The organism is Phycisphaeraceae bacterium, assembly GCA_019636675.1.
In the GTDB taxonomy this organism is placed as follows: domain Bacteria; phylum Planctomycetota; class Phycisphaerae; order Phycisphaerales; family UBA1924; genus JAHBXC01.
This window is the reverse complement of sequence record JAHBXC010000001.1, coordinates 321,403-346,747: the sequence shown is the minus strand read 5'-3', so window position 1 is coordinate 346,747 and position 25,345 is coordinate 321,403. Positions and strand designations below refer to the sequence as shown.

At 68.7% G+C, this 25,345-nt stretch carries 20 protein-coding genes; 7 read left to right on the top strand and 13 right to left on the bottom strand.

Translation table 11 applies throughout. The features are described 5' to 3' along the window. Window positions 1–111 precede the first annotated feature (111 nt). Both KF684_01445 and KF684_01440 read right to left on the bottom strand, forming a co-directional pair. Window positions 112–2,943, bottom strand: a complete 2,832-nt coding sequence (locus KF684_01445) for a hypothetical protein (protein MBX3351571.1) — start codon at window positions 2,941–2,943, stop codon at window positions 112–114. Between the two features lie 502 nt (window positions 2,944–3,445). After that, a complete protein-coding gene (locus KF684_01440) occupies window positions 3,446–5,446 on the bottom strand; it encodes a hypothetical protein (protein MBX3351570.1) in 2,001 nt (666 codons plus the stop codon). 229 nt (window positions 5,447–5,675) lie between these two features. Between KF684_01440 and KF684_01435 the strand changes: the two genes are divergently transcribed. After that, a complete protein-coding gene (locus KF684_01435; protein MBX3351569.1) occupies window positions 5,676–7,160 on the top strand; it encodes a tetratricopeptide repeat protein in 1,485 nt (494 codons plus the stop codon). On the opposite strand, the gene KF684_01430 is transcribed toward KF684_01435, so the two are convergent. From KF684_01430 to KF684_01410, 5 genes are all read right to left on the bottom strand, one after another. After that, complete coding sequence (locus tag KF684_01430; protein MBX3351568.1) at window positions 7,146–8,498, bottom strand: MFS transporter; 1,353 nt, start codon at window positions 8,496–8,498, stop codon at window positions 7,146–7,148. The two genes, KF684_01435 and KF684_01430, sit on opposite strands and share 15 nt — an antisense overlap. Before the next feature lie 56 nt (window positions 8,499–8,554). Continuing rightward, the gene (locus KF684_01425) at window positions 8,555–9,886 is read right to left on the bottom strand and encodes a TlpA family protein disulfide reductase (GenBank protein ID MBX3351567.1); all 1,332 of its coding nucleotides are present in this window, start codon (window positions 9,884–9,886) and stop codon (window positions 8,555–8,557) included. Window positions 9,887–10,007: 121 nt separating this feature from the next. After that, complete coding sequence (locus tag KF684_01420) at window positions 10,008–11,399, bottom strand: TlpA family protein disulfide reductase (GenBank protein ID MBX3351566.1); 1,392 nt, start codon at window positions 11,397–11,399, stop codon at window positions 10,008–10,010. 48 nt (window positions 11,400–11,447) lie between these two features. Next, entirely contained in the window at window positions 11,448–12,296 is an 849-nt protein-coding gene (locus KF684_01415) for an alpha/beta fold hydrolase (GenBank protein MBX3351565.1), read from the bottom strand. Next, window positions 12,293–12,970 (bottom strand): MBL fold metallo-hydrolase, encoded by a 678-nt coding sequence (locus tag KF684_01410; protein MBX3351564.1) that lies wholly within the window; start codon window positions 12,968–12,970, stop codon window positions 12,293–12,295. The genes KF684_01415 and KF684_01410 overlap by 4 nt, the downstream gene beginning before the upstream one ends. 61 nt (window positions 12,971–13,031) lie before the next feature. Between KF684_01410 and KF684_01405 the strand changes: the two genes are divergently transcribed. Together KF684_01405 and KF684_01400 are read left to right on the top strand one after the other, a co-directional pair. Beyond that, window positions 13,032–13,397: a cupin domain-containing protein gene (locus KF684_01405; GenBank protein ID MBX3351563.1), complete on the top strand. Its 366-nt coding sequence runs from the start codon at window positions 13,032–13,034 to the stop codon at window positions 13,395–13,397. A gap of 57 nt (window positions 13,398–13,454) precedes the next feature. Then, a complete protein-coding gene (locus KF684_01400) occupies window positions 13,455–14,462 on the top strand; it encodes a hypothetical protein (protein MBX3351562.1) in 1,008 nt (335 codons plus the stop codon). Here KF684_01400 and KF684_01395 read toward each other — a convergent pair whose 3' ends face one another. The 3 genes from KF684_01395 to KF684_01385 form a co-directional block, all read right to left on the bottom strand. Continuing rightward, window positions 14,463–15,110 carry a signal peptidase II gene (locus tag KF684_01395; GenBank protein ID MBX3351561.1) on the bottom strand — a complete coding sequence of 216 codons (648 nt, stop codon included), beginning with the start codon at window positions 15,108–15,110 and terminating at the stop codon, window positions 14,463–14,465. Beyond that, window positions 15,107–16,096: a TraR/DksA family transcriptional regulator gene (locus KF684_01390; protein MBX3351560.1), complete on the bottom strand. Its 990-nt coding sequence runs from the start codon at window positions 16,094–16,096 to the stop codon at window positions 15,107–15,109. The genes KF684_01395 and KF684_01390 overlap by 4 nt, the downstream gene beginning before the upstream one ends. A 261-nt stretch (window positions 16,097–16,357) precedes the next feature. Further along, window positions 16,358–17,383, bottom strand: coding sequence for an acetyl-CoA carboxylase carboxyltransferase subunit alpha (locus KF684_01385; GenBank protein ID MBX3351559.1), 1,026 nt, complete (start codon window positions 17,381–17,383; stop codon window positions 16,358–16,360). A 123-nt stretch (window positions 17,384–17,506) separates the two neighbouring features. Between KF684_01385 and proC the strand changes: the two genes are divergently transcribed. The 3 genes from proC (at window position 17,507) to KF684_01370 (ending at window position 20,261) form a co-directional block, all read left to right on the top strand. Then, window positions 17,507–18,340 carry a pyrroline-5-carboxylate reductase gene (gene proC / locus KF684_01380; protein MBX3351558.1) on the top strand — a complete coding sequence of 278 codons (834 nt, stop codon included), beginning with the start codon at window positions 17,507–17,509 and terminating at the stop codon, window positions 18,338–18,340. A 181-nt stretch (window positions 18,341–18,521) separates the two neighbouring features. Further along, window positions 18,522–19,214 carry a hypothetical protein gene (locus KF684_01375; GenBank protein MBX3351557.1) on the top strand — a complete coding sequence of 231 codons (693 nt, stop codon included), beginning with the start codon at window positions 18,522–18,524 and terminating at the stop codon, window positions 19,212–19,214. Window positions 19,215–19,496: 282 nt separating this feature from the next. After that, complete coding sequence (locus tag KF684_01370; GenBank protein ID MBX3351556.1) at window positions 19,497–20,261, top strand: hypothetical protein; 765 nt, start codon at window positions 19,497–19,499, stop codon at window positions 20,259–20,261. A gap of 7 nt (window positions 20,262–20,268) precedes the next feature. Here the strand turns inward: KF684_01370 and KF684_01365 are convergent, their stop codons facing one another. Genes KF684_01365 through KF684_01355 form a run of 3 tightly spaced genes read right to left on the bottom strand, consistent with a single transcriptional unit; the run spans window position 20,269 to window position 23,214 of the window. Further along, the gene (locus tag KF684_01365; GenBank protein ID MBX3351555.1) at window positions 20,269–21,453 is read right to left on the bottom strand and encodes an ABC transporter permease; all 1,185 of its coding nucleotides are present in this window, start codon (window positions 21,451–21,453) and stop codon (window positions 20,269–20,271) included. Next, window positions 21,453–22,484, bottom strand: a complete 1,032-nt coding sequence (locus KF684_01360; GenBank protein MBX3351554.1) for an ABC transporter ATP-binding protein — start codon at window positions 22,482–22,484, stop codon at window positions 21,453–21,455. Before KF684_01360 ends, KF684_01365 begins: the two co-directional genes overlap by 1 nt. 37 nt (window positions 22,485–22,521) lie before the next feature. After that, window positions 22,522–23,214: a class I SAM-dependent methyltransferase gene (locus KF684_01355; protein MBX3351553.1), complete on the bottom strand. Its 693-nt coding sequence runs from the start codon at window positions 23,212–23,214 to the stop codon at window positions 22,522–22,524. Window positions 23,215–23,226: 12 nt separating this feature from the next. Between KF684_01355 and KF684_01350 the strand changes: the two genes are divergently transcribed. Further along, entirely contained in the window at window positions 23,227–25,323 is a 2,097-nt protein-coding gene (locus KF684_01350; GenBank protein ID MBX3351552.1) for a UbiD family decarboxylase, read from the top strand. The last annotated feature ends 22 nt before the right edge of the window (window positions 25,324–25,345 follow it).

Below are 25,345 nucleotides of genomic sequence, written 5' to 3'. Positions count from 1 at the left end.
GGGCCCTTCTTTCATGCGCGTTCGCGCCGGAAAAAGAAAGACCCCGGAGGGGGTTACCCCTCCGGGGTGTGAATCAGAGTCGATTCGAGTCAGTAGGTGTCTTCGCGAGACTTACGGGCAGGTGACGCCGAAGTTCGAGAGGACGATGTTGAGGTCGGAGAAGTTCACGACGCCGTCACCGTTGACATCGCCGGGGATCCCAGCGCCGCTCTGACCGAAGGTCGAGAGGACGGCGTTGAGGTCGGAGAAGTTGATGATGCGGTCGCCGTTGGTGTCGCCGGGGCAGGGGGCCTGGCCGGTGGAGACGTTGAGGTTGTCCATGTAGTACACGGAGAACGGAGCGGTCGGGGTGCCGGTGTCGTCGTCGCCGCTGAACACGAAGATCGCGTCGAGGTCACGGACGACGAGGGGCTGCTGCGTGACGGGGTTGGTCACGATGTTGGGGAAGGTAGAGCCGATCGCGGTGCCGTTGATCTTCCAGTCGATCTTGCCGGTGGAGAGGTTGTACTCCACGCGAGCGCGGAAGGCCTGGTTGGCGAGGATGCCGAGCGAGGAGCGGGTCGGACCAGCGGTGACGAGGACGTCATCGCCGGGCATCGCCGTGGCGCTCTGGGCGCCCCACACGTAGAAGGTGTCGTCCTGGGCGGAGTACCACATGGTGCTGCCGAGGAAGAAGGCGCCGCCGGCGGGGCTGAGCTTCGCGGGCGACCAGCCACGCGAGGTGGTGAAGTCGCTGAACGCGAAGTCGGCTTCGATGACCCAGCGGGTCGAGCCGGAGACGGTGATGTTGGGCACGCGGGTGGTGAACTGCGTGAACTGGAAGGCCTCGGTGCCGTTCGGGTTCGGGGGAGAGACCTGAGCGGTGTCACGGAAGATGTTGGCCATCGCGACGGCGGTGCTGCTGCCGCGGAGGAGGTTCACGCTGTCCATGACGACGCCGTTGGCGTTGGTGTAGCGGGTCGAAGCGGTGGGCGCGCCCATGGGGTCGTCGATGTGACGGACGGGCGGGATGCCGGGGATGCCCCACTCCATGTTGTCGTTGTAGGTGAGAGTGAAGTCGGGCAGCACGACCACGGGCAGAGCCGAGCACTGGAAGTCGTGATCGGCGACGCGCAGGGTGGCGCCGGAACCGAAGGCCTGGTTCTCAGACTCGTGGTAGACGACGGCGGCGGCGTTCGCGAAGGCCGTGCCGGAGTAGATGGTCGTGCCGTTGACGGAGACCGTGAGGTTGTTGTCGATGTCGACCGTCATGCACAGGTCGCGGTAGGAACCGAAGGTCCACTGCGTGCCGGTGGAAGCGATGTCCACGCCGATCACCGGGACGTTGTCCTGGGGAGTGGTCGTGAAGGGATCGTCGATCGGATCGTACTCGGGGTTGATCTGGACGTAGACCGTGGGCTCATAGAACGGGTTCATGATGTTGTTGGGGTCTTCGCGACCGATGTAGACGCGAGCGGTGACGCCGCCGACGATGAAGTTCGTCGCCTCGGAGTCGAGAGCGATAGCGCGGACCGTCGAGCCGGTGAGGCGGACGTTCGTGCAGAACGACCAGGGGTCGCCGGGGAGGGCGTAGGCGTTGGGGAGGGTCTCGCGGAACTCCTGACGGAACTTGTTGTCCGACGAGACGTTGTTGATCTGCGAGAGGACCTGACCCTGCCCGCCGTCGTTGATGACGGTGAGCGCCGAGGACAGGGCCGCGAAGATGCGGCTGGTCTGGCCGAGGACGGGGCCGGTGTTCAGCCACTCGAAGTCATCGAGGTAGGGGCACGCGAGGGTCGGGGCGGTCGGGAGGGCGAACGGCTCGCCGTCGAAGGAGATGTTGTCGAAGAAGGTCTCGGCCTCAGCGGCCTCGAAGGAGGCGTTGGAGCCGACGCGATCGAGGAAGCCCGAGGTGAGGATGGTGTTGCTGTAGATCGCGACCTCGGGGTTGCCGTTCAGGTAGTCGATGTACACGTTGACGCGGGCGTCAGAGCTGGTCTCGCCGATCATGCGGTGCCAGGTCCCGATGGGGATCTGGACGGGCTGGCCGACCGAGAAGCCGGCGGGCGGGGTGCAGCCGGGGATGTTCATGCCCTGGGCGTCGCGGCAGTAAAGGCAGGGGACGAAGATACCGGTCGTGAACGACGCGGGATCAGGCCCAAGCGAGAGCATGGTCGTGATGGGGCCGACGGGCAGACCGAAGTCCGTGCAGTCGCCCGGAGTGGTCTCGACGCAGGTGCCGCCCCACAGGATGCGGGCGGTCACGAAGCCGGTGAACAGAGCGACGGGCTCGAAAGTGTTCTGCTCGGCGGTCGTGGTGTTGTAGACCTCGAACGACACGCGAGCGTCGTTGTCAGCGGTCGGGGCGAGGGGGAAGAACGCGACCAGATCGGTCTCGCTCGAGATCAGGCGGGCGTTGTGACCGGTGAAGAAGCCACCCGGCGCCTGGGCCGCGCCGACGCGGTGACGCATCATCTTGGTCTGGTTGGCCACGCCGTTCGGGCCCGCGGCGGGGGCCGGGGTGAGCGGGTTGGCGGGGTCGATCACGCGGACGAAGTTGACCGAGGTCTGGCCGCGGACGTTGAAGTACATGGTGCCGGGCAGCGTGCCGGACTGGAACGAGGCAGCGCGGGTGAAGCCCAGACCACCGGTCGAGGTATCAGCCGGGGCATTCTCGTAGTTGTACTTGACGGAGACGACGTTCGGCGTGCCGCGGAGGGAGACGTACTCCTGCGCGGTCTCGACGGGAGCCATCTCCGCACGCAGGCCCGTCAGGGGAGAGCGGCGCTGCCCGACGATGCCGTCGGTGAGGGCCGGCCAGCCGGTCTGGCGGTAGACCTGGATGTCAGAGTCAACCGTGCTCACGCGGCTGATGGGGATGAGGTCCGAGGTCTTCGCGGCCTCGGCGAGTGCGACCGCGGACACAGCGAGTCCGACGGCGCCAGCAAGAATACCAATCTTCATGACCGAATCTCCTCTTGTCGTGCATCAAACGAAACGCACGAGAAACGCCTGAAAAATCACCAAAACGTATGCTCTCCGGCGAAGGTCGGGGCCGAACGGACCCGCGCTTCGATCGGAAGGACTTTCAATCTCACGAACCGATGAGTCTGCAAAGGGAATCTGTTCCCAACCTACCGGCAAACCGCGCCGGGATCAATCGCTCTTCTCCGAACTCGAGTCGGCGCCCTGGGTGGCGACGCTCGCCGCTGGCACGCCCACCCGTCGAACCGGTGGGCCGAGTTCCCGCAGAACCTGCGCGGGAACATTCGCCAGCCCTTCACAATGACACAAGCTCAGACTTTTTGCAAGAGAATTCCCTAAGGAGTGGAAGGAAACCTTCTCGGCCCCTGTTCGGGAGTGGTCCGGATACGCCCCAAACGTGAACATAGGTAACCCCAGGGCCCCGGCGGGCCTGCGAGCGACCGAACGTGGACTTGCCGCGCGACCTCCGAAACGGAGCAAGTTATCCGGGTTTGGCGGGATCCGGGAGCCCCGGCGGGCTCTCGCGAGCGTCGAGCCCTTCCGAAAGGCGCTCGAGGCGGGCGTGCTCGTCGTCGGTCATGGTCGAGCCGAAGTTCGACGCGATGAACGCCGCGACCTCGGGGGCGTGGGGCATCGCGGCGCATCGCTCCAGCGCGTCGAGCCACGCCGACGCCGGCTTGCCGGCCTCCATCGCTTCGTCGAGCCGGTTGAGCATCACCAGCGCGTGGAAGCGGATCGACATCGCTGCCGGGAAAGAGCCGTCGTCGTCGTTGATCGCTCGGATCGCGGACGCGAGCGCCCCCTGCGCGTCGCCGAGCGAGAGGCGTGTCTTCGCGAGAAGTTCGTGGAGCTCGCGGTCGTCCGCGCGGTCGTCGTTCTCGAGTCGCGCAAGCAGCGCGACAAGCAGCGACTCACGCAGCGACGCGTCGGACACGGCGCGGAGCGCGACCGGGCGGCGCGCGGGATCGAATCCCTCGAGCACCCTGGCGAGTTGCGGGATCGACGAATCTTCGCGCGGCGACAGCGCGATCAGCCGAAGAAAGCCCGAGGGAGTCGCGCGATGCGCAAGCACCGCGTCGCACGCGGCGGGGAACAGCTCGGCGTGCGCGAACGCGGCGGACAGCACGCTCTCGACGCGCGACGCCGACGCGGCCAGCGCGCCCGCCGCGGCGGCTCTCACCTGCGCGTTCTCGTGGCCGTGCATCAGCCGGTCGAGCCGAGCGTCGTCCCCTCCGCGAGAGAGCGCCGCGAGCAGTCTCGCGTGCGAAACAGTCATCGCATCATCGCTCATGGCGCGGAGGATCTCGATCGCCTGGCGCCGACTCTCCGGCGCAAGACCGCGCCCCCCTTCGCACGCGAGCAGCGCGTCGGCCGCGGCGCTGCTCGCCGGGTCAGGCGACGCGAGCCAGCGCAGCATGACGGCGTCGGGCAGCGATTCAAGATCGAGTCTCGACGCGAGGCGCAGGAGCGGGGCGGCGATGCGCGTCGAACGCTCCAGGTCCAGCGCGCGCGCGACGGCGTCCGCGTGCTCGACGCCCCCAAGGTTCTCGAGCAGACGCGCCGCGCCGGCGCGGACATCCTCGTCCTCGCTCGAGAGCAGCGCCGCGGCGGCGGGAGCGACTTCCGAGCCGAGGGGCTGAGCGTTCAGCAGCGTGCGCGACGCCAGGTCGAGCCCGAGCCGCTTCACTCGCGTGAGATCGTCTCGCAGCATCGCCGCGATCAGCTCGCCGCGCCGCTCGGCAGGGGTGAGCGAAAAGTGCCGGTTCAGCAGGTCGAGGTGCCGGACGACGATGTCCTCGCGCTGGCGCTCGAAGCGCTCGGCCCTGGCGCGGAAGTTGGTCGCGAGTTCGGCGTGCCACGCGCCGTTGTCGAGGTCCTTGGCGCGCGCCCACCATTCGAGCCAGCCCTCGGTCCCGGCGCGTGCGCAGGCGTCGCAGCCCGTCCACGCCCGAAGCGACGACGAGATCTCCCGCGCGATGGGCTCTGGCGTGTCGCCGGCGAGCAGACGGCCCATCGCCGCTTCGCACGCGATCCTCGCCGGGTAGGTCCCGAGGGCGGCGAGCACGGCCTGCGCGCACTCGCGCGTGGTCGAGGCCAGCAGCCCCTCTCGCAGCGCGCCGGCGAACCGGGGCGAGCCGGGGTCGACCGCGCCGATCGCCGTCGCGACCGCCCGGCGCTGGGTGGAGGCCCCGGCGTCGCGGAGCGAGTCTCTCAGGGCGTTCACCGTCGGGGCGTCGTTTCGGAGCACCAGACGACGGGCGGCGTCCAGGCGCTCAGGGTCGCTCGTGCCGGGCGCAAGCAGGATCGAGAGGTCGTCGGGCTTGCTCTGGATGGTCGTGGAGGCGGCTCCGATCGGGGCTGCCGGCGCTGCCTCGCGCTGGTCCAGCAACACGCCGGCGCCAGCCCAACTCATCGACAGCAACGATCCGGCGAGACTCGCCAGAAGAAGCCGCATCGGCAGGAGGGGGTGTTCGGATCGCATCGTCGGGCGTGTACGGCTTGCGGTGGGCGGGCGGCTGGGGCCCGGGGGACCCGGGGTGTCGAGGGTGCCTGGGGGAGGGGGCATCCCCGGCGGCGGGCGAAATCGGAAGAGGCGGGAACGGAATCTCAGACGCTTCAAACCATCGGAGCGTTCATCGTCGATATAGTAAAGACGGTTGTTGGCGTTCGTCAGCCGCAGTTTCCTCACCCCAGCGTGGACCTTGCCCGAGATGAGCGACTGGTTCGACGCAGAGGAGCATGTCGAACGTGCCCACGAGCACTACGAGGCCGGCCGCTGGGCCGAGGCCGAGTCGGAGCTCAGGTACGCGCTGTCGTTGCACCCCGACCGGGCGGACTGGCATTTCAACCTGGGGCTGACTCTGGACGCGGCGGGCAAGCACGAGGACGCCCTGCAGGCGTTCCGCGACGCGCACGACCTGGACCCGGCCGAGTCCTCGCCCATGCTCGCGATCGGAGCGGTCTACCTGCGCATGGACAAGGTCCACGACGCGATCCGGTGGTTCGAGCAGGCCGCCCGCGCCAAGCCCGACCGGCAGGAGGCGTATGTCCATCTGATCGATGCGTACACGCGTCTCGAGCGTCACGACGACGCCGAGACCGCGTTCTATCAGGCGCTCCACTGCCGCGTCGACCAGGCGGACCAGCGCCCGGAGAACACCGAGGACTCGCTTCCTTCCGACGGCGTTCACCCCCACGATCTCCCCCCCCGGCGCAGCGCCGACGCGAGCGTCGAGCACGAAGCGCTGGCCTACGCGCACATCGCGGAGTCGCTCTCGGAGCGCGGCCAGCTCGACCGCGCGATCTGGTGCCTGCGCGAGGCCCTTCGCCTCTCGCCCGACCTCCCGCGCTCGCACTCGCGCCTCGCCGACCTGTACGCCGAGACCGGCAAACTGGAGCGGGCGCGCCAGCTCTATCTGCGTGAGCTCCGCGCCTCGCCGGGCGATCTCGACACGCTGCTGGGGCTCGGTCGCCTGCTTGTTCGCATGAACCGGCTGGGCGAGGCGTCGGAGAAGTTCCGGCGCATCCTGGAGATCGAGTCCGACCACCCGGACGCGCACTTCGAGCTCGCGGGGCTGGCGGAGCGCGAGGGGCGAGTGAAGGAAGCCATCGCCGGGTTCCGGCTCGTGCTGCGCCTCGACACTGATTACCCCGGGGTGCGCCGAAGGCTGGCCGGGCTGCTGATCAAATCGGGCGAGCGCGACGCCGCCGCCGCCCTCCTCCTGCGCGATCTTCGCGACGCGCAGCGCGACATTGACTCCTTCGGAGACGACGAGCTGGACGAGCTGGGCGAGCTGCTCGCGAGCGTGGACCGCCCCGAGGAGGCGTCGATCGCGTTCCGCTGGCTGTCGCTGCGCCACCCGCAGGACCCCGACGCGCTGCACCGCTTCGGCGCGTCGCTGCTGCTGGCCGGCAACCGCATCGAGGGCTCGCGCGCCGAGCGGCGCGCCGTGCTTCTCTCGGGCGGCGCGCACCTCCGGGCGATCCAGAACCTCGCTATCGCGGCGATCGACGAGGGACGCTGGGGTCGCGCCCGGATCCTGACCCAGGCCGCCAGCGAGCTCGACCACGAGGACGCCGGCTCGCGCCGCCTCCGCGCGCGCCTGCGCCTGCACTCGCTCGCGTGGGCCGCGACGCTCGGGCTCCGCGGCGCCATGCGACTCGTGCGGCTTGTCGGGCGCTCACGCGCGGGCTGACGCCGCCAGGTCCGCTGGCTCGACGGATTTCCACCCGTCCCTGCGCTGGGCGCGGATCGCGTCGCGCCGGCCGCTGCGCTCGTCGACGCGCAGCAGCAGCACGAACCCGGCCACGAAGAAGACGAGCACAGCGCCTAGCGCGACACGCGGGCCCACCGTCCCGGCGATCACGCCGTAGAGCAGCGGGCCGACGACGGCGGCGGACTTGTACGCCGAGCCCCAGAGCCCGAAGAACTCGGCGCTCTTGTGCAGGGGCGTCAGCAGCGCGAAGAACGAGCGGCTTCCGGCGCCGATCGCGCCGAGCCCGAGCCCGATCAGGTTGCCGATCGTCCAGAACGCCCACTCGAAGGCCGGCGTGCGAGGCATCGCCAGCGCCCCCAGCGCCGCGACGATCCACACCCCGAGCGTGATCAGCAGCGCGCGCTTGCGCCCGACGCGGTCCTGCATCCACCCGACGCCGAACGCGCCGATGCCGGCGGTCACGGTGATCTGGAGGAAGAACAGCGCGAGCTTGAACCCCTCGAAGCCGAAGTCGTTCTTCGCGATGATCCCGGCGAAATAGATGATCACCTGCACGCCGCACGCGTACACGAGGAACGCCGCCAGGAAGCGGAACACGTTCCGGAAACGGGCGGCGTCGCCGACGGTCTCGAAGAACCGTGTGAAGCCGGTCGCGACGAGGTTGGCGCCCGAGGGCGTCGCCGGGGCGCCGTTCGCGCGCTCACGCACGAACAGGAACGTCGGCAGCGCGCCGACGAAGAACCACAGCGCCGCCAGCACGACGATCGAGCGGTACTCGCTCGGAGACGGGTCCCCCGGACCGGCGACGAGGATCGCCAGCGGCAGCACGAGCAGCGCGCCGACGTAGCCCATCGTCCACCCCAGCGAGCTGACCCGCGCCATGCGGCGCGCGTCGGCGATGTCGGGGAGCAGCGAGGCGACCAGGTTCTCGCCCGCGGCGTAGCAGACCGTCGCGAACGCGAAGCACGCGATCGCGTAGACCACCATGCCTTCCCCTGCGCGTGAAAGCAGCAGGAGCGCCAGGACGCAGCCGAGCCAGGTGAACATCAGCACGCGCTTCTTCCCGCGCGTGTAATCGGCGACGGCGCCGAGGATCGGGCCGAGCAGGACCACGAGCAGGTTCGCGCCCGCCGCCGCCGCTCCCCACAGCAGGCGCCCCTTTCCCTCATCCCCGACGATGACGAGTTGAAAGTAGATCGGGAAGAAGAGGGTGTTGATGAGGATCGCGAACGACTGGTTCGCGAGGTCGAACATGCCCCAGCCCCACACCTCGCGCGGGTTGGGCAGGCCACGGAATGGGTTCAGGCGCGAAAGCACGCGGCGGAGCATACCGCCGCGTGCGCGAGGGAACAGTCAGGGGTGGTCGGCTCGGATCAGTTGCCGCCCTTGGGCTCGGCCTCGGGCTCGACGGGAGCGGCCGGGGCGCTCATGCCGAACTCCTCGAGGATCGGGTCGATGAGGGCGGCCTTCTTCGAGAGCGGAGAGGCCGGGTGCAGTGCGCGGTGGCGGATCTTGCCAGCCGGGTCGAGGATCACCACGTGCGGGATGCCGCGCACGCCGTAGTCGGGGTTGAACACGTTCTGCGTGGTGAACCCGACGGTCCAGGTGATGTCGCGCTCGTCGATGTAGCGCGTCATCTGCTCGTACTCCTGCTCGGGGTTCTCTGCGTTCTCCGCGCCGGCCTTGAAGTGCGTGGCGCCCTGCACGCTGGTGACGCCGACGACCTCGACGGGGTAACCCTTGTAGTGGGCGACGAGGTCGCGGACCTGGGGGAAGGTCGCGACGCAGGGCCCGCACCAGGTGGCCCAGAAGTCGAGGACGACGACCTTGCCGCGCAGGTCGGCGAGCGAGGAGAGGGACTCGCCTCGCGTGGTCCAGACAAAATCGAGCTCGGGGGCTGTCGAACCGACCAGCGACGCGATCTTGGGAGCGGCGACGAGGTTGTCGAGCTCGCGCTTCGCCATGCGGGTGTCGGTGTCGGGCGACGCGTCGGCGAGGATCGCCGTCAGCCGGTCGACGGCCTTGACGCGCAGGGTCTCGGCGGCGTCCTTGAACGCGGGGTTGTCCGAAGACGCCGCCGCCTCGTACAGCACGGTCAGGCCGGAAAGCGAGGTCGCTGCCGCGTCGGTCGGGAAGCGCTGGGCCGCGTCCTGCAGATCGGGGACCAGCGCGACCCGGTCAGCGGCGCTCAGCTCGTACGCGATGAGGTACCACAGCGTGCTGAACCCTTCACCGCGCGCCGCTTCGGCGAGCGACGGGTGCTTGAGGATCGCGACCACGTGGTCGCGCACCTTGGGTTTCTGTTCCTCGCCGGCGCGCGACAGGATGTCGGCGGCGAGCATGTGCGCCTTCACCGCGTCCGGTCCGGCGCTCTTCATATGCGCGTCGAGCGCACGCATCGCCTCCTCGGAACGGTTCAGGCCCGGGTCGGGGCGATAGCCCGTGATCAACCCGCGCTGCTGGAGCGTCGCGAGCTGCGCCACCGTCAGGTCCGCGATCGGGAATCGGTTCGTGAATTCGAGCTGGATCGCGATCGCGTCGTCGAGCTTCAGCCCGCCCTTGCGCGCCTCTGCGAACCGATCGTCGTATTCCTTGACGGCGGCGTCAAAGTCGGCCTGGGGCATCGGGGCGGCATGCGCGCCGCCGGCCGCGAGGATGATCGCCAGCGCTGCGGACCGGAGAAGGACGTTCGTGTATCGACCCATGTGCAATCACTCCACGCGGGCGCACCGCGCCCGCTGTTTCACCTTGAGACGCGCCGTCGCGCCGGAACAGTCTCCCCATCTTCCGGAAAAACCGTTCCGATTTCAAGCCGAATCTCGCGGGTCAGTCCTCTGGACGGGTTTCCGGCCCCCCGGAGCCGTCGTCCCCCGGGCTGGCGGCGCGGGGCGCGACCGCCCGGTCGCCCTCTCGCTCCGCCAGGAGGGAGTCGAGAAGGCCGAGGGTTTTCTCCCTGGGCTGGCGAGGGTCGTGACCGAGCCCGCGCACCACGCCGCGGTGATCCAGGATCATCATGCCGGGCACGCCGCGCACTCCGAGCTGTGGGGCGAAGTCCAGCTCGTTCGCGATCGCGAAAGTCCATGAGTGCCCCAGCCGATTGATCAGTCGCCTGGTCGCGTCGGCTTCGTCACGGATATCCGGCGTGTCTTCGTACTCTTCAGCGTCGTAGTCGGTCACGACGTACCCGTTCCGTTCGGACAGACTCACGAAGCGAACGGGGCGGCCCTTGTAGTGCTCGACGATCGGCGCGAGTTTGTCGAACGCGTCGTAGCAGAAGCCGCAGTCGCTCGACCAGAACTCGAGGACGACGACCTCGCCTCGCAGGTCGGAAAGTCGTTGCGCAGGTCGGTCATCGTCGGACCACCAGAGGAAATCGAAGTCCGGCGCATCAGATCCCAGGAGATTCATCCTCGCCGGGGCGTGTTCGAGGAACGCGAGGCGCAGCTCGGGCCACCACCGGTCCTTCTCGTTGAGTTCGAGGGCGTCCACTCGCGCGCGCCCCGCTTCGAGCATCCGGGTGCGGAATGTCTCGCCGAGCTCCCGGGCGCGCGGGTCCTGGTCCCGCGCGAGCGTGTCGTAGAGGGCGTCGATGTCGGAGAGGTTGCTCGGATCAAAGTCGTCTGGGACCCGGTCCAGCAGCGACGCGATCGAGTTGAGGGCCCGTACGCGGTCCCGCGCGCCGACCGCCCACTGGCAGCGCAGCCAGACGAGACCACCGCGCTGGTTGCGCAGCAGCGCCGCGGCCTGGGGGTGTTCGATGGCTCGCAGCGAGGCCTCTGCGCCGCGCGGTCCCCCTTTGAGCGCCTCGGCGCGCGCGATGAGCAGCAACGCGTACGCGCCGTCCTCGCTGTGGTCGTCCGCGCGTTGCGTCAGAGCCGCGACGAACCGGTCCACGTTGTCGAGCGGCGGCTCCTTCACATACACCAGCCGCCGACGGAGCATCGTCTCGAACTGCTCGAGTGTCAGCGACTCGATGTCGATCTGCTCGATCGCTTTCACGCGGATCGCGGCCACGCCGGCCAGATACGCGTCCCAGTCCGCGATCTCGCCGGCTTCGAGCTCGTAGATCGCCTCCACCATCTCCATGATGACAAGCTCGAAGGGTGGGTTCGCTGTCGCGCGGAACGAGAGACCCAGCAGCAGAACCGCCGCGAGAAGACTCCGCATGGCATATCCCTTCCCGGCGCCGGCGGCGCCGCGATGCGTGTGAACGACCACGCTCTCTCCTTCGCCCCACAGCCCTACGCCCTCGCGCCGCGAGGGGTTTCACCGGTTCGGCAGCAGCCACCGGGTCAGGAACTCGACCTGCGCGTTCTTCGCGTCGTTGGCGACCTTCCCGAATCCGGAGTGCTCGTTGGGCGCGCCCGTGACCGGCCAGGTCCTGAGCGTCAGCAGATCGCGCGGGTCGGCGCCCAGCGCGGCGTAGCGGCTCTCGAGCGCGCCGAAGAGGTTGCGCACCGACTGCGCCGGCACCCATTCGTCCGCCTCGCTATGGAGCGCGAGCAGGGGGGTGGCGCTCCATCCATCGACGTGCCTGATCGGATCGAGCCTCTCGATCAAGTCGCGCGGGTAGCGCTGGTCGTAGAAGCGCATCAGCGAGAAGTCGCCCGCGGTGCTCTCGACCGCCGCCGCCTTGAACTCGTGCGCCGAACCGAGCCGGCGCAGCGTGACCATGCCGCCTGCGCTCATCCCGCCGATCGCCAGACGGTCGAGGTCGAACGCCCCGTTCCACGCCGGGTCGCGGAGCGCATCGACGACGTGGTCGATCTCGTCGAGCATCTGCGCGACGATGTGCAGCGTGTTCTCGGGCTTGTTCAGGTCGGCGCTGAAGCGCTCGCCGTGCCCCGGCAAATCGAGCGCGACCGCCGCGATGCCGGAGCGGATCCAGCGCAGGTAGCGGCCGGGATCGAGTTCTTTGTTCACGGTGCGCCCGTGCATCCAGAGCACGACCGGCGCTGGCGACTGCCAGTCCGGGTGGGCGAGGAGCGCCGGAACGCCCTCGGTCGGCCCCTTCGCGAGCGTCTCGAAGCGCGCCTGTCTGGCAAGCGAGGAGGGCAGCTGCGCGAACCGTCCGGTGGGTGGGGGAGGGGGATTCTGCTCGAACGGGTCGCTCACGCGATCACCCCGTCGGCGCGCACGAAGGGGTTGGTGCGCTTCTCGCGCCCGATCGTCGTCGAGGGGCCGTGCCCGGGCAGGGCCGTGGTGTCGTCGGGCAGGGCATAGAGAACGCGCCGGATGGAGTCGAAGAGCGCGTCTGCGTCGCTGGTGGGGAAGTCGTGCCTGCCGATGGAGCCCGCGAAGAGCGTGTCGCCCACGAGCGCGACCCTGGCGTCTGCGCAGTGCAGGGTGATCCCGCCGGGTGAGTGCCCGGGCGTGTGCAGGACGCGGAACGAGTGCTGCCCGAGGGTGAGCGTCTCGCCGCCCTTGAGCGGCTCGTCGGGCGGAGCTGACGTCACGGGGATGCCGGCGCCCTCGGACAGGTTGAGCATGGGGCTCTCGAGCCAGTCCCGCTCGTCGGCATGAAGCATGACCGTCGCGTCGGGAAAGGCGTTGCGGAGCTCGGTCAGCCCGGCGATGTGGTCGACATGGGCGTGGGTCAGGACGATCCGGGTGATCGCGAGTCCCAGCTCTCTGGCCCGTCGGGCGATCGCCCCGGGCTCGAAGGAGGCGTCGACCACCCACCCCTCGCCTCCGGCCCCGGTGTGCACCAGGTAGCAGTTCGTGGCCCAGGGGCCCAGAGTGAACATCTCGAGAGTCAGCGGGGCGTCTGTGGCGGGTGAACCGGTCATCGCTCGCATGGTAGACTTGAGAGAGCGCCGGACGCCCGGTCCCCCCGACGAGACACGATCCATGCTGATCCGCAACATCGACGAAGTGCAGACCAAACCCGTCCAGATGGACGGTGTGAAGGGCGTCACGATGGCCATGATGGTCGGTCGAGACGACGGCGCCCCGAACTTCGCGCTCCGCCAGTTCAAGGTCGAGCCGGGCGGGAACACCCCCCGGCACAGCCACGACTACGAGCACGAGGTCTACATCATCGACGGCGACGGGACCGCCATGCTCGAAGGGCAGGAGAACCCCATCCGCAGCGGCGACGTGCTCTATGTCCCGGCCGACAAACTGCATCAGTTCAAGGCCGGGGCCCGGGGGCTCCGATTCCTTTGTCTGGTGCCGGTCTCGCGGAACTGCGGCGACCCGACGCCCGGAAGTTAAGGTGGCGCCACTGCGTGCCCGAGCCACAGCCCGGGACGCGTCCATGGAGGGCGAACGATGGCAGACCGACAGGACCCGGAACGGAAAAACGCCACCGAAGCACGCGCCAGGAACGGCGTCGTCCTCCCCCAGCCGGCGGTGTTCGCCCTCTACACGCTTCTGGCGGCGGCGTGCCTGATCGTCATGCTGATCGAGCCGGCGATGCGCGAGGGAGCGTTCGTCGGTCTCATCTTCACCTTCGCGACGCTGCCCATGGCCCTGCGCGCCTCGAGCAACGCCGACGCCCCCAGCCCGCGCGAGAGCTTCGAAAAGATCGCCAAGGCCGTCGAGCGCCTCACCCAGGAGGGCGGCCTCTCCGAGACCGCCAAACGCATCATCCATCGCAAGGAGGAGCGCCGCCTGCTCCGCCAGGCGATCGAGCAGGACATTCAGGACAAGGACTGGGACGCGGCGCTCATCCTCGTGCGCGAGCTGGCCGACCGCTTCGGCTATCGCGCAGACGCCGAGGAGTTCCGCACGCGCATCGAGCGCGTGCGAGCGCAGACGCTCGACCGCGAGGTGCTCCACGCGATCGAGGGGCTCGAGCAGCTCATCCGCGACAAGCGATGGGCCGAGGCCTTCGCCGAGTCGGCGCGCATCACCCGTCTGTACCCCGAGTCCCACCGCGTTGAGCGCCTGCGCGATCGCGTTGAGGACGCCCGTCTCCGCTACAAGCAGGACCTCGAGCGCCGTTTCCTCCTCTGCGCACAGCGCGAGGAGATCGACAACGCAATGGCCCTGCTCAAGGAGCTCGACCAGTACCTCACCGAGGAAGAAGCCGAACCGTTCCGAGAGGTCGCCCGGGGCGTCATCGGGAAGGCGCGCGACAATCTCGGCGTCCGTTTCAAGCTCGCGGTGCAGGACAAGTCGTGGATCGCCGCCCTCGAGGTCGGTGAACGCATCATCCAGGAGTTCCCCAATTCGCGCATGGCGGTCGAGGTCCGCGAGATGCTCGACGCGATCCGCGAGCGCGTGGCGCAGATCCGCGAGAGCCGCGCCAGCGGCGACCTCGCCGGGCGTTCCTGATCAGGCCTGCGCGTCGCCTGTCGTCGTCGCGCGTCCATCCGGCTGCGCGCCGCCGCCGCGCCACAGGAACAGCATCAGCATCGCGATGCCGACGAGCAGGAACGCGTCGGCCACGTTGCTGACATAGGGCCACACCGGCCTTCCCCCCGGGAAGGTCAGGGAGTACAGCGGGTGCAGGAAGTCTCGCACGCAGGCGTACACCATGCGGTCGTAGAAGTTTCCGAGCCCCCCGGCGACGATGAGCCCGATCCCGACGTGCGCGAACCACTCGCTGGGTCTGGTCCAACGCGCGAAGATCCAGAGCGAGAACCCGATCGCCGCCACCGTGAACGCGACGAAGAACCAGCGACCCCCGGCGCCCAGCCCGAACACCGCGCCCGGGTTCAGGACGAGCTTCAGCTCGAGGAGGTGGGGGATCACCGTGACCGGCTCGTGGGCCGGGATGAGCGCGTTGATGTGCGCGCTGGGCAATTCGAGAACGCGATCGCGCGTGATCACGACCGGGTCGTCGGCGACGAGCCGGAACGCGTAGTGCTTGCTGGCGAGATCGAGCGTGAGCGCAACGAGCACCGTGATCGCGAGCACGAGCCATGCACGCATGGAGCGCGAGGTCGGTGTCGGGTGCTCGGGAGAGGCTTCCGTGTTCACGCCAGCGAGCCGCCGCGCTCCATTCGGCGCGCCGCTTCGATGCAGTACTTGGCCCAGGGCTTGGCGTCGAGACGTGCTTTGCCGATGGGGGTGCCCATCATCACGCACACGCCGTAGGTCCCGTTCTCGATGCGCTCGAGGGCTTGCTCGATCTCGACGACGAGCTTGCGCTGCGAGGCAGCGATGTCGAGCGAGAGCGTTTGCCCGTAGACATCCGAACCCTGCTCCGCCATGTGGTTGGGCGTGTGCGACATGCGGTCGCCGGCCATCAGGGCCTCGTCCTCCATCGACACGACATCGCCCATGATCTCGGCGCGCTTGCGAAGCAGCAGGTCCTTGTACTGCGTCAGTTCCTTCTTGGACAGCGGCGACTTCGTGAGTCGCTTGCTGTCGTCGGCGGCGTTGGGGTCCTCGAACGGACGCGACTCGATCGGGCGGATGCCCGCGATCGCGGCGAGCCGGGCGGCTGCGGCCTGCGCCTCGGCGAAGGTTTCCGCGTCGCTCTTCGCAGGCACGGAGGGCTTGCCGCGACCCGCGCTCTTGGTCGGCTTGCTCGCCGGCGGCGTGGTCTTGGTCTTGGAGCCCTTCGGCGCGACCGGTGTCTTCGCGACGGGCGCCGGCTTGGCAGACGCCGGCGCCTTGGCGGGCTTCGGCGCGGCAGAGGGCTTCGTCGGAGCAGCGGCTTTCGCGGGCTTCTTGGAGACCGGCGCCTTCGCGGGCGCGGCGGGCTTGCCAGCGGCCGTCTTCGGCGCCTTCGCGGCTGGCGCGGGCTTGGGCTTGGCGGCCTTGGGGGTCTTGGGGGCCTTCGCCGGCGCGGGCTTCTTGGCGGGCGACGGGGCCTTCTTGCCGGTGGGCTTCGCCGCGGGCGCCTTCGCGACCTTCTTGGCAGACGGCTTCGCGGCGGGCTTCGCGCTCGGTTTCGCCGCGTCCTTCTTGACGGGCTTCGCGACGGGCTTCTTCTTAGTCGAGGGCTTCTTCTTGGCCAACGGGCACGCTCCCACTGACGGGCATTGCCCGCGGCCAGAAAGTCGTGGCCGCCGAGCGACGAGCCGCCTCCGCAAAGGGCGGGGAGTGTAGTGAGATGAAGCCGAACCGTCAACGAACCGGGCGACGGAACTCCCGCGATCCGGCGGCGTCGGGGCGACGGGATTCAACTGCTTACAGGCACTCGGCTTCGGTGCTGCAGGCCCACGGCGTCACGCCCAGAGGCCGCCCTTTGGTGCGTGCCTGACGCCCGTGACCCGGGTTCAGCCCCTCGGATCTTCGGGCTTCGCGGGGGCCTCGGGGGCTTCGGGGGCTTCGGGGGCTTCATCGATTTCCAGCACCCGTCCCAACTGCCGGAATCGCGCGAGCCGGCGCGCCGGGAGCTGCTCTCGCTTCACGCGCTTGAGCGTGGTGAGCTGTTCGACGATCCAGGCCTGCATGTTGGCCGCCGCCGCCTCCGCGTCGCGGTGGGCGCCGCCGATGGGCTCCGCGATGATCGAATCGACTACGCCCAGCTCGAGGTTGTCCTTCGCGGTGAGGCGAAGCGACTTGGCCGCCGCTGAGTTTGTCGTTGGGTTCGCTTCTTTCCAAAGAATCGCGGCACAGCCCTCGGGAGAGATCACGGAGTACCACGCGAATTGCATCATCGCGACGCGATCGGCGACGGCGATGCCCAGCGCGCCGCCCGATCCGCCCTCGCCGATGACGACGCTGACGATCGGCGTCTTGAGTCGCGCCATCTCGCGCAGATTGAACGCGATTGCTTCCGCCTGACCACGCTGCTCCGCGCCAAGGCCCGGGTAGGCGCCGGGAGTATCGACGAGCGTCACGATCGGGATGCCGAACTTCTCCGCCAGGCGCATCTTGAGCAGCGCCTTGCGGTACCCCTCGGGGTGCGCACAGCCGAAGTGACACGCGATCTTCTCGCTGGTTTCCTTGCCCTTGTTGTGGGCCACGACCATCACCTTGTGCGCACCGATGCGCGCCAGGCCGGTGATGATCGCCGGGTCGTCGCCGTAGCGCCGGTCCCCGTGCAGCTCGCAGAAATCCTTGCATATGAGGTTGATGTAATCGCGGCCCTGAGGGCGCCTGGGGTGTCGCGCCACGCGCACCACGTCCCATGGCTGCAGGTTCTCGTACAGGTCGCGCAGCGCCTCGCGATACTCGACCCGCGCCGCGTCGAGGGCCGCACGATCCTGATCGTTCTCGGCCAGAGCGGCAAGCGCTTCGACCTTGCGCTCCAGCTCGTGGAGCGGCTTCTCGCATTCCAAGACATGGGCGATCGCCATCTCGGGAGACACCTCCGTTCGCCGGAAGGCCCCGGGAATGGGGCTCAGCGGCGAATACCCGAAGGATACACCCCAGACCCGGCCGGCGCCCCGCGTTGGGCGTCGGTCCCATATCCTCGCTTCATGAGCACCAACGAGCAGCGCGAGTCTCTGGTCGTCATCGGCTTCGGCGCGATGGCGTCTGCGATCGTCGAGGGCGCGCTGCGTGCCGGCGTCCTCGACACGGCGGGGGTTTTTGCGAGCGATCCGGAGCCCGCGGCACGCGCGCACGCGCAGCGTCTCGGCTGTGCCGCATTCGCCAGCGCCGCCGAGGCGCTCCTCGCTGCCCCGAGCGACGCGCGGGTCATGCTCGCGGTGAAGCCCCAGATGCTCGCGAGCGTCGCGGAAGACCTCGGGGGACGCGCCTCCGATCGCGCCGTGGTCTCGATCCTCGCCGGCTCGACGGTCGCGACCATCACCGCGGCGCTCGGGGCGCGAAGGGTTGCTCGCGTCATGCCCAACACACCGGCCCGGATCGGGAAGGGGATCAGCGCCGTGGCGCCGGGGGAGGGCGCGACCGACGCCGATGCGGCGTTCACGCGCCGCCTCTTCGGGGCAGTCGGTGAGACGATCGACCTCGACGAATCGCAGATGGACGCCTTCACCGCCCTCGCCGGGAGCGGGCCGGCGTACCTGTTCTATCTCGCCGAGGGCATGACGCGCGCCGGTGAAGCGATGGGTTTCGAACCGGGCCTCGCCGACCGGGTCGTGCGCGCTGTCATCGCCGGGGCTGCCGGTCTGCTCGATGCCGACAGAGAGAGGTCGGCGCAGGAGCTCCGGGCAGGCGTCACGAGCAAGGGGGGCACGACCGCCGCGGCGATCTCGACGCTCGACGCGGCGGGGGCCATGTCGACGATCAGCGCCGCGGTCCTCGCGGCGTCTGCTCGTGCCGCCGAGCTCGCGTCGATCCCCAAGTAACCCCTGGTTACGACTGACACTCCAAACTCAGACACCGGTATCCAGTATGCCCCCTAGTTTTCAGGGGTCCCACTCGATATGGGCTGTAGTTTGCACAGATTTCCCGCTACAAGTGGGGGAGTTCGCCGGCGATGTGCCGCGCGACGGTTAGGGAAGGGAATTCTGGAAGGAGACTGAGACCATGAATCGTTTTCTGCTTGTGAGCGGCGCGACGCTCGCGACCGCGACGATCGCCTCCGCGACCTCGGTGCAGGTCAATTTCAACAACGGCACCACCAACGTCACCTCCGCGCTGACGGGGTTCAGCACCACCGGCGCACAGATGTCCGGGATGACGCTCACCGCCTTCTTCTCGGGTGGCGGCAGCGAGATGGTCACCTGGGGCACGACCGGCGCCGTGTCGGGCGGGGCGTTCGGCACCGGCTGGTCCCTCGTCCAGAGCGGCGACACCTTCACCAACAACTGGACGCTCGTGAGCACCAACGCGAGTATCGACCGTATCCTGATCGACGCTGGCCCGGGCGATACCGTCTTCGACACCACCTTCGGCGGGCTGTTCGGCACCGACGGCTCAGCGCGCGGACTCGACTTCACGGTCACCGGCGGCGGCACGGGTCTCGACATCACCGCGACCTACATCAACGCCGTCGCGCTCACCAACGCCGCCCCTGTCGGTGATCTCTTCCGTCTGCTCGACATCGACTTCTTCGGCCGCGGCATCGCCTTCGCCAACCGGACTCTGACCTTCCAGGCCGACACTGACAACATCCTGTTCGCGGGCGACATCCGCCCGATCCCGCTGCCCACGACCGCCGGCCTCGGTGCGCTCGGGCTCTGCCTGATCTCGTCGGCCTCGCGCCGCCGGCTCCGCTGAGCGACCCAGGTCATTCCGGACGCGCACTCGCAGATCCCCCGAGAAAGACGGGGGGTCTGTCATTTTTATCACGCCGCGGGGCGCGTTGGGGCCTGTGTTCGTCGATTCTGGGACCACTGCTTCCGTCACGGCGCCGCGACGAATCGACTTCTCCGATCCCTGCATGAAAATGATTGACGCTCTATGTCAATCCCTTCTTGTTCCCACCTTGTTTGTGGGTTAGAACTATTGCGTGGCGGCCAGGACCCTTGGATCGGTCGCACGAATCAGAAAGCAGCCCCCATGAACCGCGCCGTCCTCTCTGCAGCAGCCATTCTCACACTCTCTGCGACAGCGAGCGCCGACTCCGTGCGCGCGAGCGTCACCACGGATCCCGTCGTCACGGGCCCGCGATCGCTCCTGAATCCGCGCTCCGTCAGCGTGAACTTCCAGAACGGCGTGATCAACACCACCAGCGGCATCACCGCCTTCGCCACCACCGGCGAGCAGATGGCCGGCATGCGCGTCACCGCGTTCTTCACCGGCGGCGGGTCCGAGGTCGTCACCTGGGGCGCGACCGGCGCAGGCGCCGGCGGCGCGTTCGGCGCAGGGTGGTCGCTCGCGCAGTCCGGCGACAGTTTCTCGTCAGCGTGGACGCTCTCTTCCACCGCCGCCAGCATCGACCGGCTCCTCATCGACGCAGGCCCGGGCGACACAGTCTTCGACACCAGCTACTTCGGGTTCTTCGGGACCGATGGCTCGGCGTTCGGACGCGACTTCACCGTGACGGGCGGCACGGGCGAAGGGCTCGACATCATCGCGACCTACCGCAACGCCGTCGCCCTCACCGGCGACGCGCCCGTCGGCGACCTGTTCCGACTGCTCGATATCGACTTCTTCACCAGCGGCGTTGCCTTCGGCCCGGACCGCACGCTGACCTTCCTCGCCGACACCGACAACCTGCTCTTCGCAGGCGACATCCGCCCGATCCCGCTGCCCACCGCCGCGGGTCTCGCGGCGTTCGGCATGGGCGCGGTCTCCGGCGCGTCGCGCCGTCGCACGCGCTGAGAGCGCCTCAGTAATCCCGTCGCCAGAACACCAGACACGCGATCGCAAGGACCAGCCCTTCGAACACGAGGGACGTCCCCACGATCCACCAGGCGGACCGCGACCTCTGCTTGCGCAGCAGTTCGCGTTGCACCTCCCGGTCGTCCACCCGCACGCCCAGCTCCGCGTCGCCCTGCACCGAGGGCATGGCCTCGAACCCCCCGGCCTGCTCGGGAACGGCTTCGGTGAGCGACGCCAGATCGATGAGCACTCGTTCGGTGAGCTGGATGGTCTCCTGCGTCTTGGGCAGAGCGGTCTTCACCGCCAGCGACCCGTTGTGCCATCTCGTGACGCCCGCGAGATCCTTGGCCGCGAGGGCGCGGCGCTCCTCGAGCTTCTGCAGCCGCTGCTCGGCGCGGACCTGTCGCTCCTCGGGGATGAGGATGTTCTGACGAAGCGTGTTGAGGATGCCGCCCTCTGCCGGCGCCTGAGAGCCCGACATCGCGTCGACTCTCGCGCGTTCCTGCTCGATCGAACGGTCGAACGCCGCGATGCGCTGCTCCTGCAGGGTGCGGAAGCTCAGCAGCGCGCCCTCGGTCACATTCACCGCGAACAGCGAGAACCAGAACAGCCCGGTCAGAATCAACGCAGCGATCGTGGATCGCGTCAGCAGCCCGATCAGCGCGCACACGCAGTAGAGATAACTGAAGAACACGATGACCATCGGGATCGCCAGAAACACAGCCGGCTCCCAGAGCTGCGCGCGCAGCCCAAGGACCACGAAGCTCGCCGCCGAGAACACGCCCACCTGCAGCGCGACGAACAGCAGCGCCATCGCGTACTTGGTCAGGAACAGGCGCACGCGAGAGATGGGCTTCGCGAGCATCACCGGCATCGAACCGCTCGTGACGAAGTCCGGGATGATCCCGGCGGTGCTGACCAGCGCCAGGATCGTCGCGCCCCACGCCAGCCAGAACTTGACGCCCAGCCCCATGAACAGGAACTGCTTGTAGAACATCTCCTTCGAGACGGTGGCGGTGCTGATCGCGAAGGGGAGCTCCCAGTGGAAGATGGTCAGGCCCTGCTCGTTGATGCCCACCGCCGCGAACGCCAGGACGACCACGCCCGACAGCAGCATCGTGATCCAGAAGAGCTTCTTCGCGTTCAGCTCGCGGTACGCGTCCAGCAGCAGCGCCAGGGTCTGGGTCAGCATCAGCGGTCCCCCTTCGTGCGCTTGCCAGTCGCGGCGCCGACGCCTGACGACTCGCCGGTCTCCGGATCGGTCACCGCCTGAATAAACAGGTCCTCCAGCGAGGGCCGCACCGGGCGCAGCGAGCGGATCACCACCGCCCGGGCGCGCAGCGCGTCGATCACCGGCTGCACGCTCATCGGGTCGTCGCCCTCCACGCGGATCATCATCTGCTCAACCTCGACGACCACGCCCCCGGCCAGCGTCCCGCGCCTGACCGGCCCGGGGTCGTCGGTCAGCACGCCGGGCATCGCGCGCATCAGCGCCTCCGCCGCCCGCTCCGCCTCGTTCGCGGCCAGCTCGATCTCGTACCGTCGTCTGCCCAGCGCGAGCTCGTCGAGCGCGCCGTGCGCCTTCACCTCGCCCTTGACGAGGATCGAGACGCGATCGCAGACCATCTCGGCCTCGCCCAGCAGGTGGCTGTTGAGGACGACCGTCTTGCCGCGCCGTTTGAGTTCGACGAGCAACTCGCGGATCTCGCGCCTGCCGACCGGGTCCACGCCGTCGGTCGGCTCGTCGAGGAAGACCAGATCCGGGTCATTCATCAGCGTCTGCGCCAGGCCGACGCGCTGTTTCATACCCTTCGAGTAGGTCTGCATCGTCTTGGTGCGCCACTCGCGCATGCCGACGAGGTCGAGAAGCTCATCAGCCCGCTTCATCCGTTCCCGGCGCGGCACTTTCGCCATCGCGCCGAAGACGTGCAGCACATCCTCTCCTCGCAGGTACCCGGGAAAGTTAGGGTTCTCGGGCAGGTACCCGATCCTGCCCAGCGTCGGGCGGTCTCCGATGCTGGCGCCCAGCATCGTGCCGCGCACCCGCGTCGGCCTGACGATCGTGAGCAGCGCCTTCACCAGCGTGCTCTTCCCTGCGCCGTTGGGGCCCAGCAGCCCGAAGATCTCGCCCCGGCGCACGCTCAGCGAGGCGTCGCGCAGGGCGTGGACCTTGCCCCGGTAGGTCTTGCTGATGCTCTTGAGATCGATCGCCAGCTCGCTCACGCAGCCCTTCCTTCCGTGGTTCCGGATTGGGAATCGGTCATCCCCGCTTCCGCGCGACAATATGGAAGACGTGCCAGTGCTTGGGCGCACTAGTGCAATCTCCCCCGTCCCGCTCCTCTTCCTGGAAGTGTTCCACCTCAAAGGGCGCGAGGAGTTCCTCGACGCGCGCTCTGGACTGGTGCGACCGGTCGGGCAGCGACGCCCACGTGTCCCTGTCCCCGAAGAGCTGCCCGGCGAACCGGCCCCGGGTCCTGACGGCCGCGACGATCCGGGCCCAGACATCGTCGAACCGAGCCGGATCGACGAACGGCAGCGAGAAACTGCTGTTGAGCAGGTCGCAGGGCGGGATCGGGGCGTCCTCGAAGCGCGCCACGCTCGTCTGAAACCAGCCCGGCTCGCGCGCGATCCTCGGGAAATCGGTCCGCTTCTTGAGGTACTCGAACGCGCTCGCGTGCCCGTCTATCGCCAGCACACGCCACCCGCGCCGGAGCAGCTCCGCGCTGTCGCGCCCCTCGCCGCACCCGAAATCGACCGCGAACCCCTCCGAGAATCCCTCGGCGTCGAAGCGCGCGAGCGCGTCGAGCAGCGTCTCGCGCGGCGGCTTCCCGAGCACTACCTCGAAATATCCGGGCCAGTCTCGCGTCTCGGCGTAGTGCTCGGCCTTCTTCAGCGGCGCCCCCGGTGACGGTTGCCCGCTCCCGTCCTGTCCCGTCCGTTGCTCGCTCGGCATACCTTTCCTCCGATGTTCCACAGCGTACAGGCCTTTGTCGCGACGCTCGAACGGGCCGGAGAGCTCGTCCGGATCGACGCGCCCGTCTCACCGGCGCTCGAGATCACCGAGATCGCCGACCGGGTCAGCAAGTCGCACGCGCCCAACGCGCCGACAGCTTCCACCAAACGCACCGATCCGCGATTCTTCCATCGCGGCGGCCCGGCGCTGCTGTTCACCAGAGTCGAGGGATCCGCGACGCCGCTGCTCATCAACGCGTACGGATCCTATCGCAGGATGGAGATCGCCCTCGGGTGCCACGACCCTGCGCCCGGCCTCCCGGCGCCGCGAGTGCCCGGGGGATTGCAGGGCTACGCCGACCGCATCGCGTCACTCGTCAAGCCCCAGCCGCCCTCGTCGCTGCGCGAGGCGATCGCGAAGGCGCGAGAGTTCGCGCCGTTGCTCCGAATCCCGCCGAAGCGCGCCCGCACCGCCGCCCACCACGAGATCGTCCTCACGGGCGATCAGGTCGACCTCACGCAACTGCCCATCCTCAAGTGCTGGCCCCTCGACGGCGACCTCGCGTCCGTCGGCTGGTCCCCGAGCGCCAACGCGAACGCGCCGGGCTGCGACCTGCTGAACGATCCCGGCTCCCGCGGCAGGTACATCACCTTCGCCGGCATCCACACGATCCACGCCGACGAGGAGGGCCACCCCAAACCCTCGTCGCGCAACATCGGGATGTACCGCGTGCAACTGCTCGGGCGCAACCGCCTCGCGATGCACTGGCACATGCACCACGACGGCGCACGCCACTGGCGATCCTGGAAGAAAAAGGGCAAGCCCATGCCCGTCGCGATCGCGCTGGGGGGCGAGAGCGTCCTTCCCTACGCCGCGACGGCGCCGCTGCCGCCCGGGCTCTCCGAGATCCTGCTCGCCGGCTTCCTCCACGGCAAGGGCATCCCCCTCGCGCCGTGCAGGACCGTTCCGCTGCGCGTCCCCGCCAACGCGGAGATCGTCATCGAGGGCTTCGTGCGCACCGACGCCGGCTTCCCCGGGCTGAACGCCGACGACGCGCGCACGCCCGAGCAACTCGGCGCAGGCGCGATCGTCGAGGGGCCCTTCGGCGACCACACCGGCTTCTACTCGCTGCCCGATCGCTACCCGATCCTCGAGGTCACCGCGATCACGATGCGCCGCGGCGCCATCTATCCAACGACCGTCGTCGGGCTCCCGCCGCAGGAGGATTACTACTTGGGCAAGGCGACCGAGCGCATCTTCCTACCGCTGCTCAAGACGCTGATCCCCGACATCCTCGACTACGACCTGCCCCAGTTCGGCGCGTTCCACAACTGCGCCGCGATCCAGATCCACAAGGAATACCCGCTGCACGGGCGCCGTGTGATGCACTCGGTCTGGGGCGCCGGGCAGATGGCGTGGACCAAGCACATCTTCGTCGTCGAGGATTCCGTCGATGTCCACGACACGCAGGCGGTGCTGCGCGCCGCGGGGCAGTGGTGCGACCCGGCTCGCGACATCGAATTCGTCAACGGCCCGCTCGACATCCTCGACCACGCGTCGCCCTACTTCGGCGCAGGGACGAAGATCGGCTTCGACTGCACGCGCAAACGCGAGGGCGAGCAGGTCGGCAGCGACCGCGCGATCGCGGACAAACCCCGCGCGTCGCTGACGCCCGGCGCCGCGCAGGAACTGCTCGCTCGGGTGAAGTCGCTCGACGGCGTGAACGACGCCGCGTTGCCCGAGGACCTCGGTCGCCACTGGCTGTTCGTCGCGCTCGACAAACGGCGCGCGAAGCAGGGGAGAGAGACGCTCGACGCGGTCTTCGCGACCGGTCTGGATCTGCCGCCGTTCATCGTCATCATCGACGCCTCAGCGATCCCCCACGACTTCGACGAGGCGCTCTTCCACTGGTGCGCCAACAGCGACGCCGGTCGCGACCGAATTCTGTCACCTTCGCGCACGACGCTCGGCTTCGACGCGACGACCAAGATCGCGAACGAAGACAACGCCAACGGCTACCCCGCACGCGCGTTCCCGCCCATCCTGCGTATGTCCGACGAGATCAAAGAGCGCGTCGACCGGCGCTGGAGCGAGTACGGGCTTGCGTAACCGGTGCCCCGGGGCATCCGCG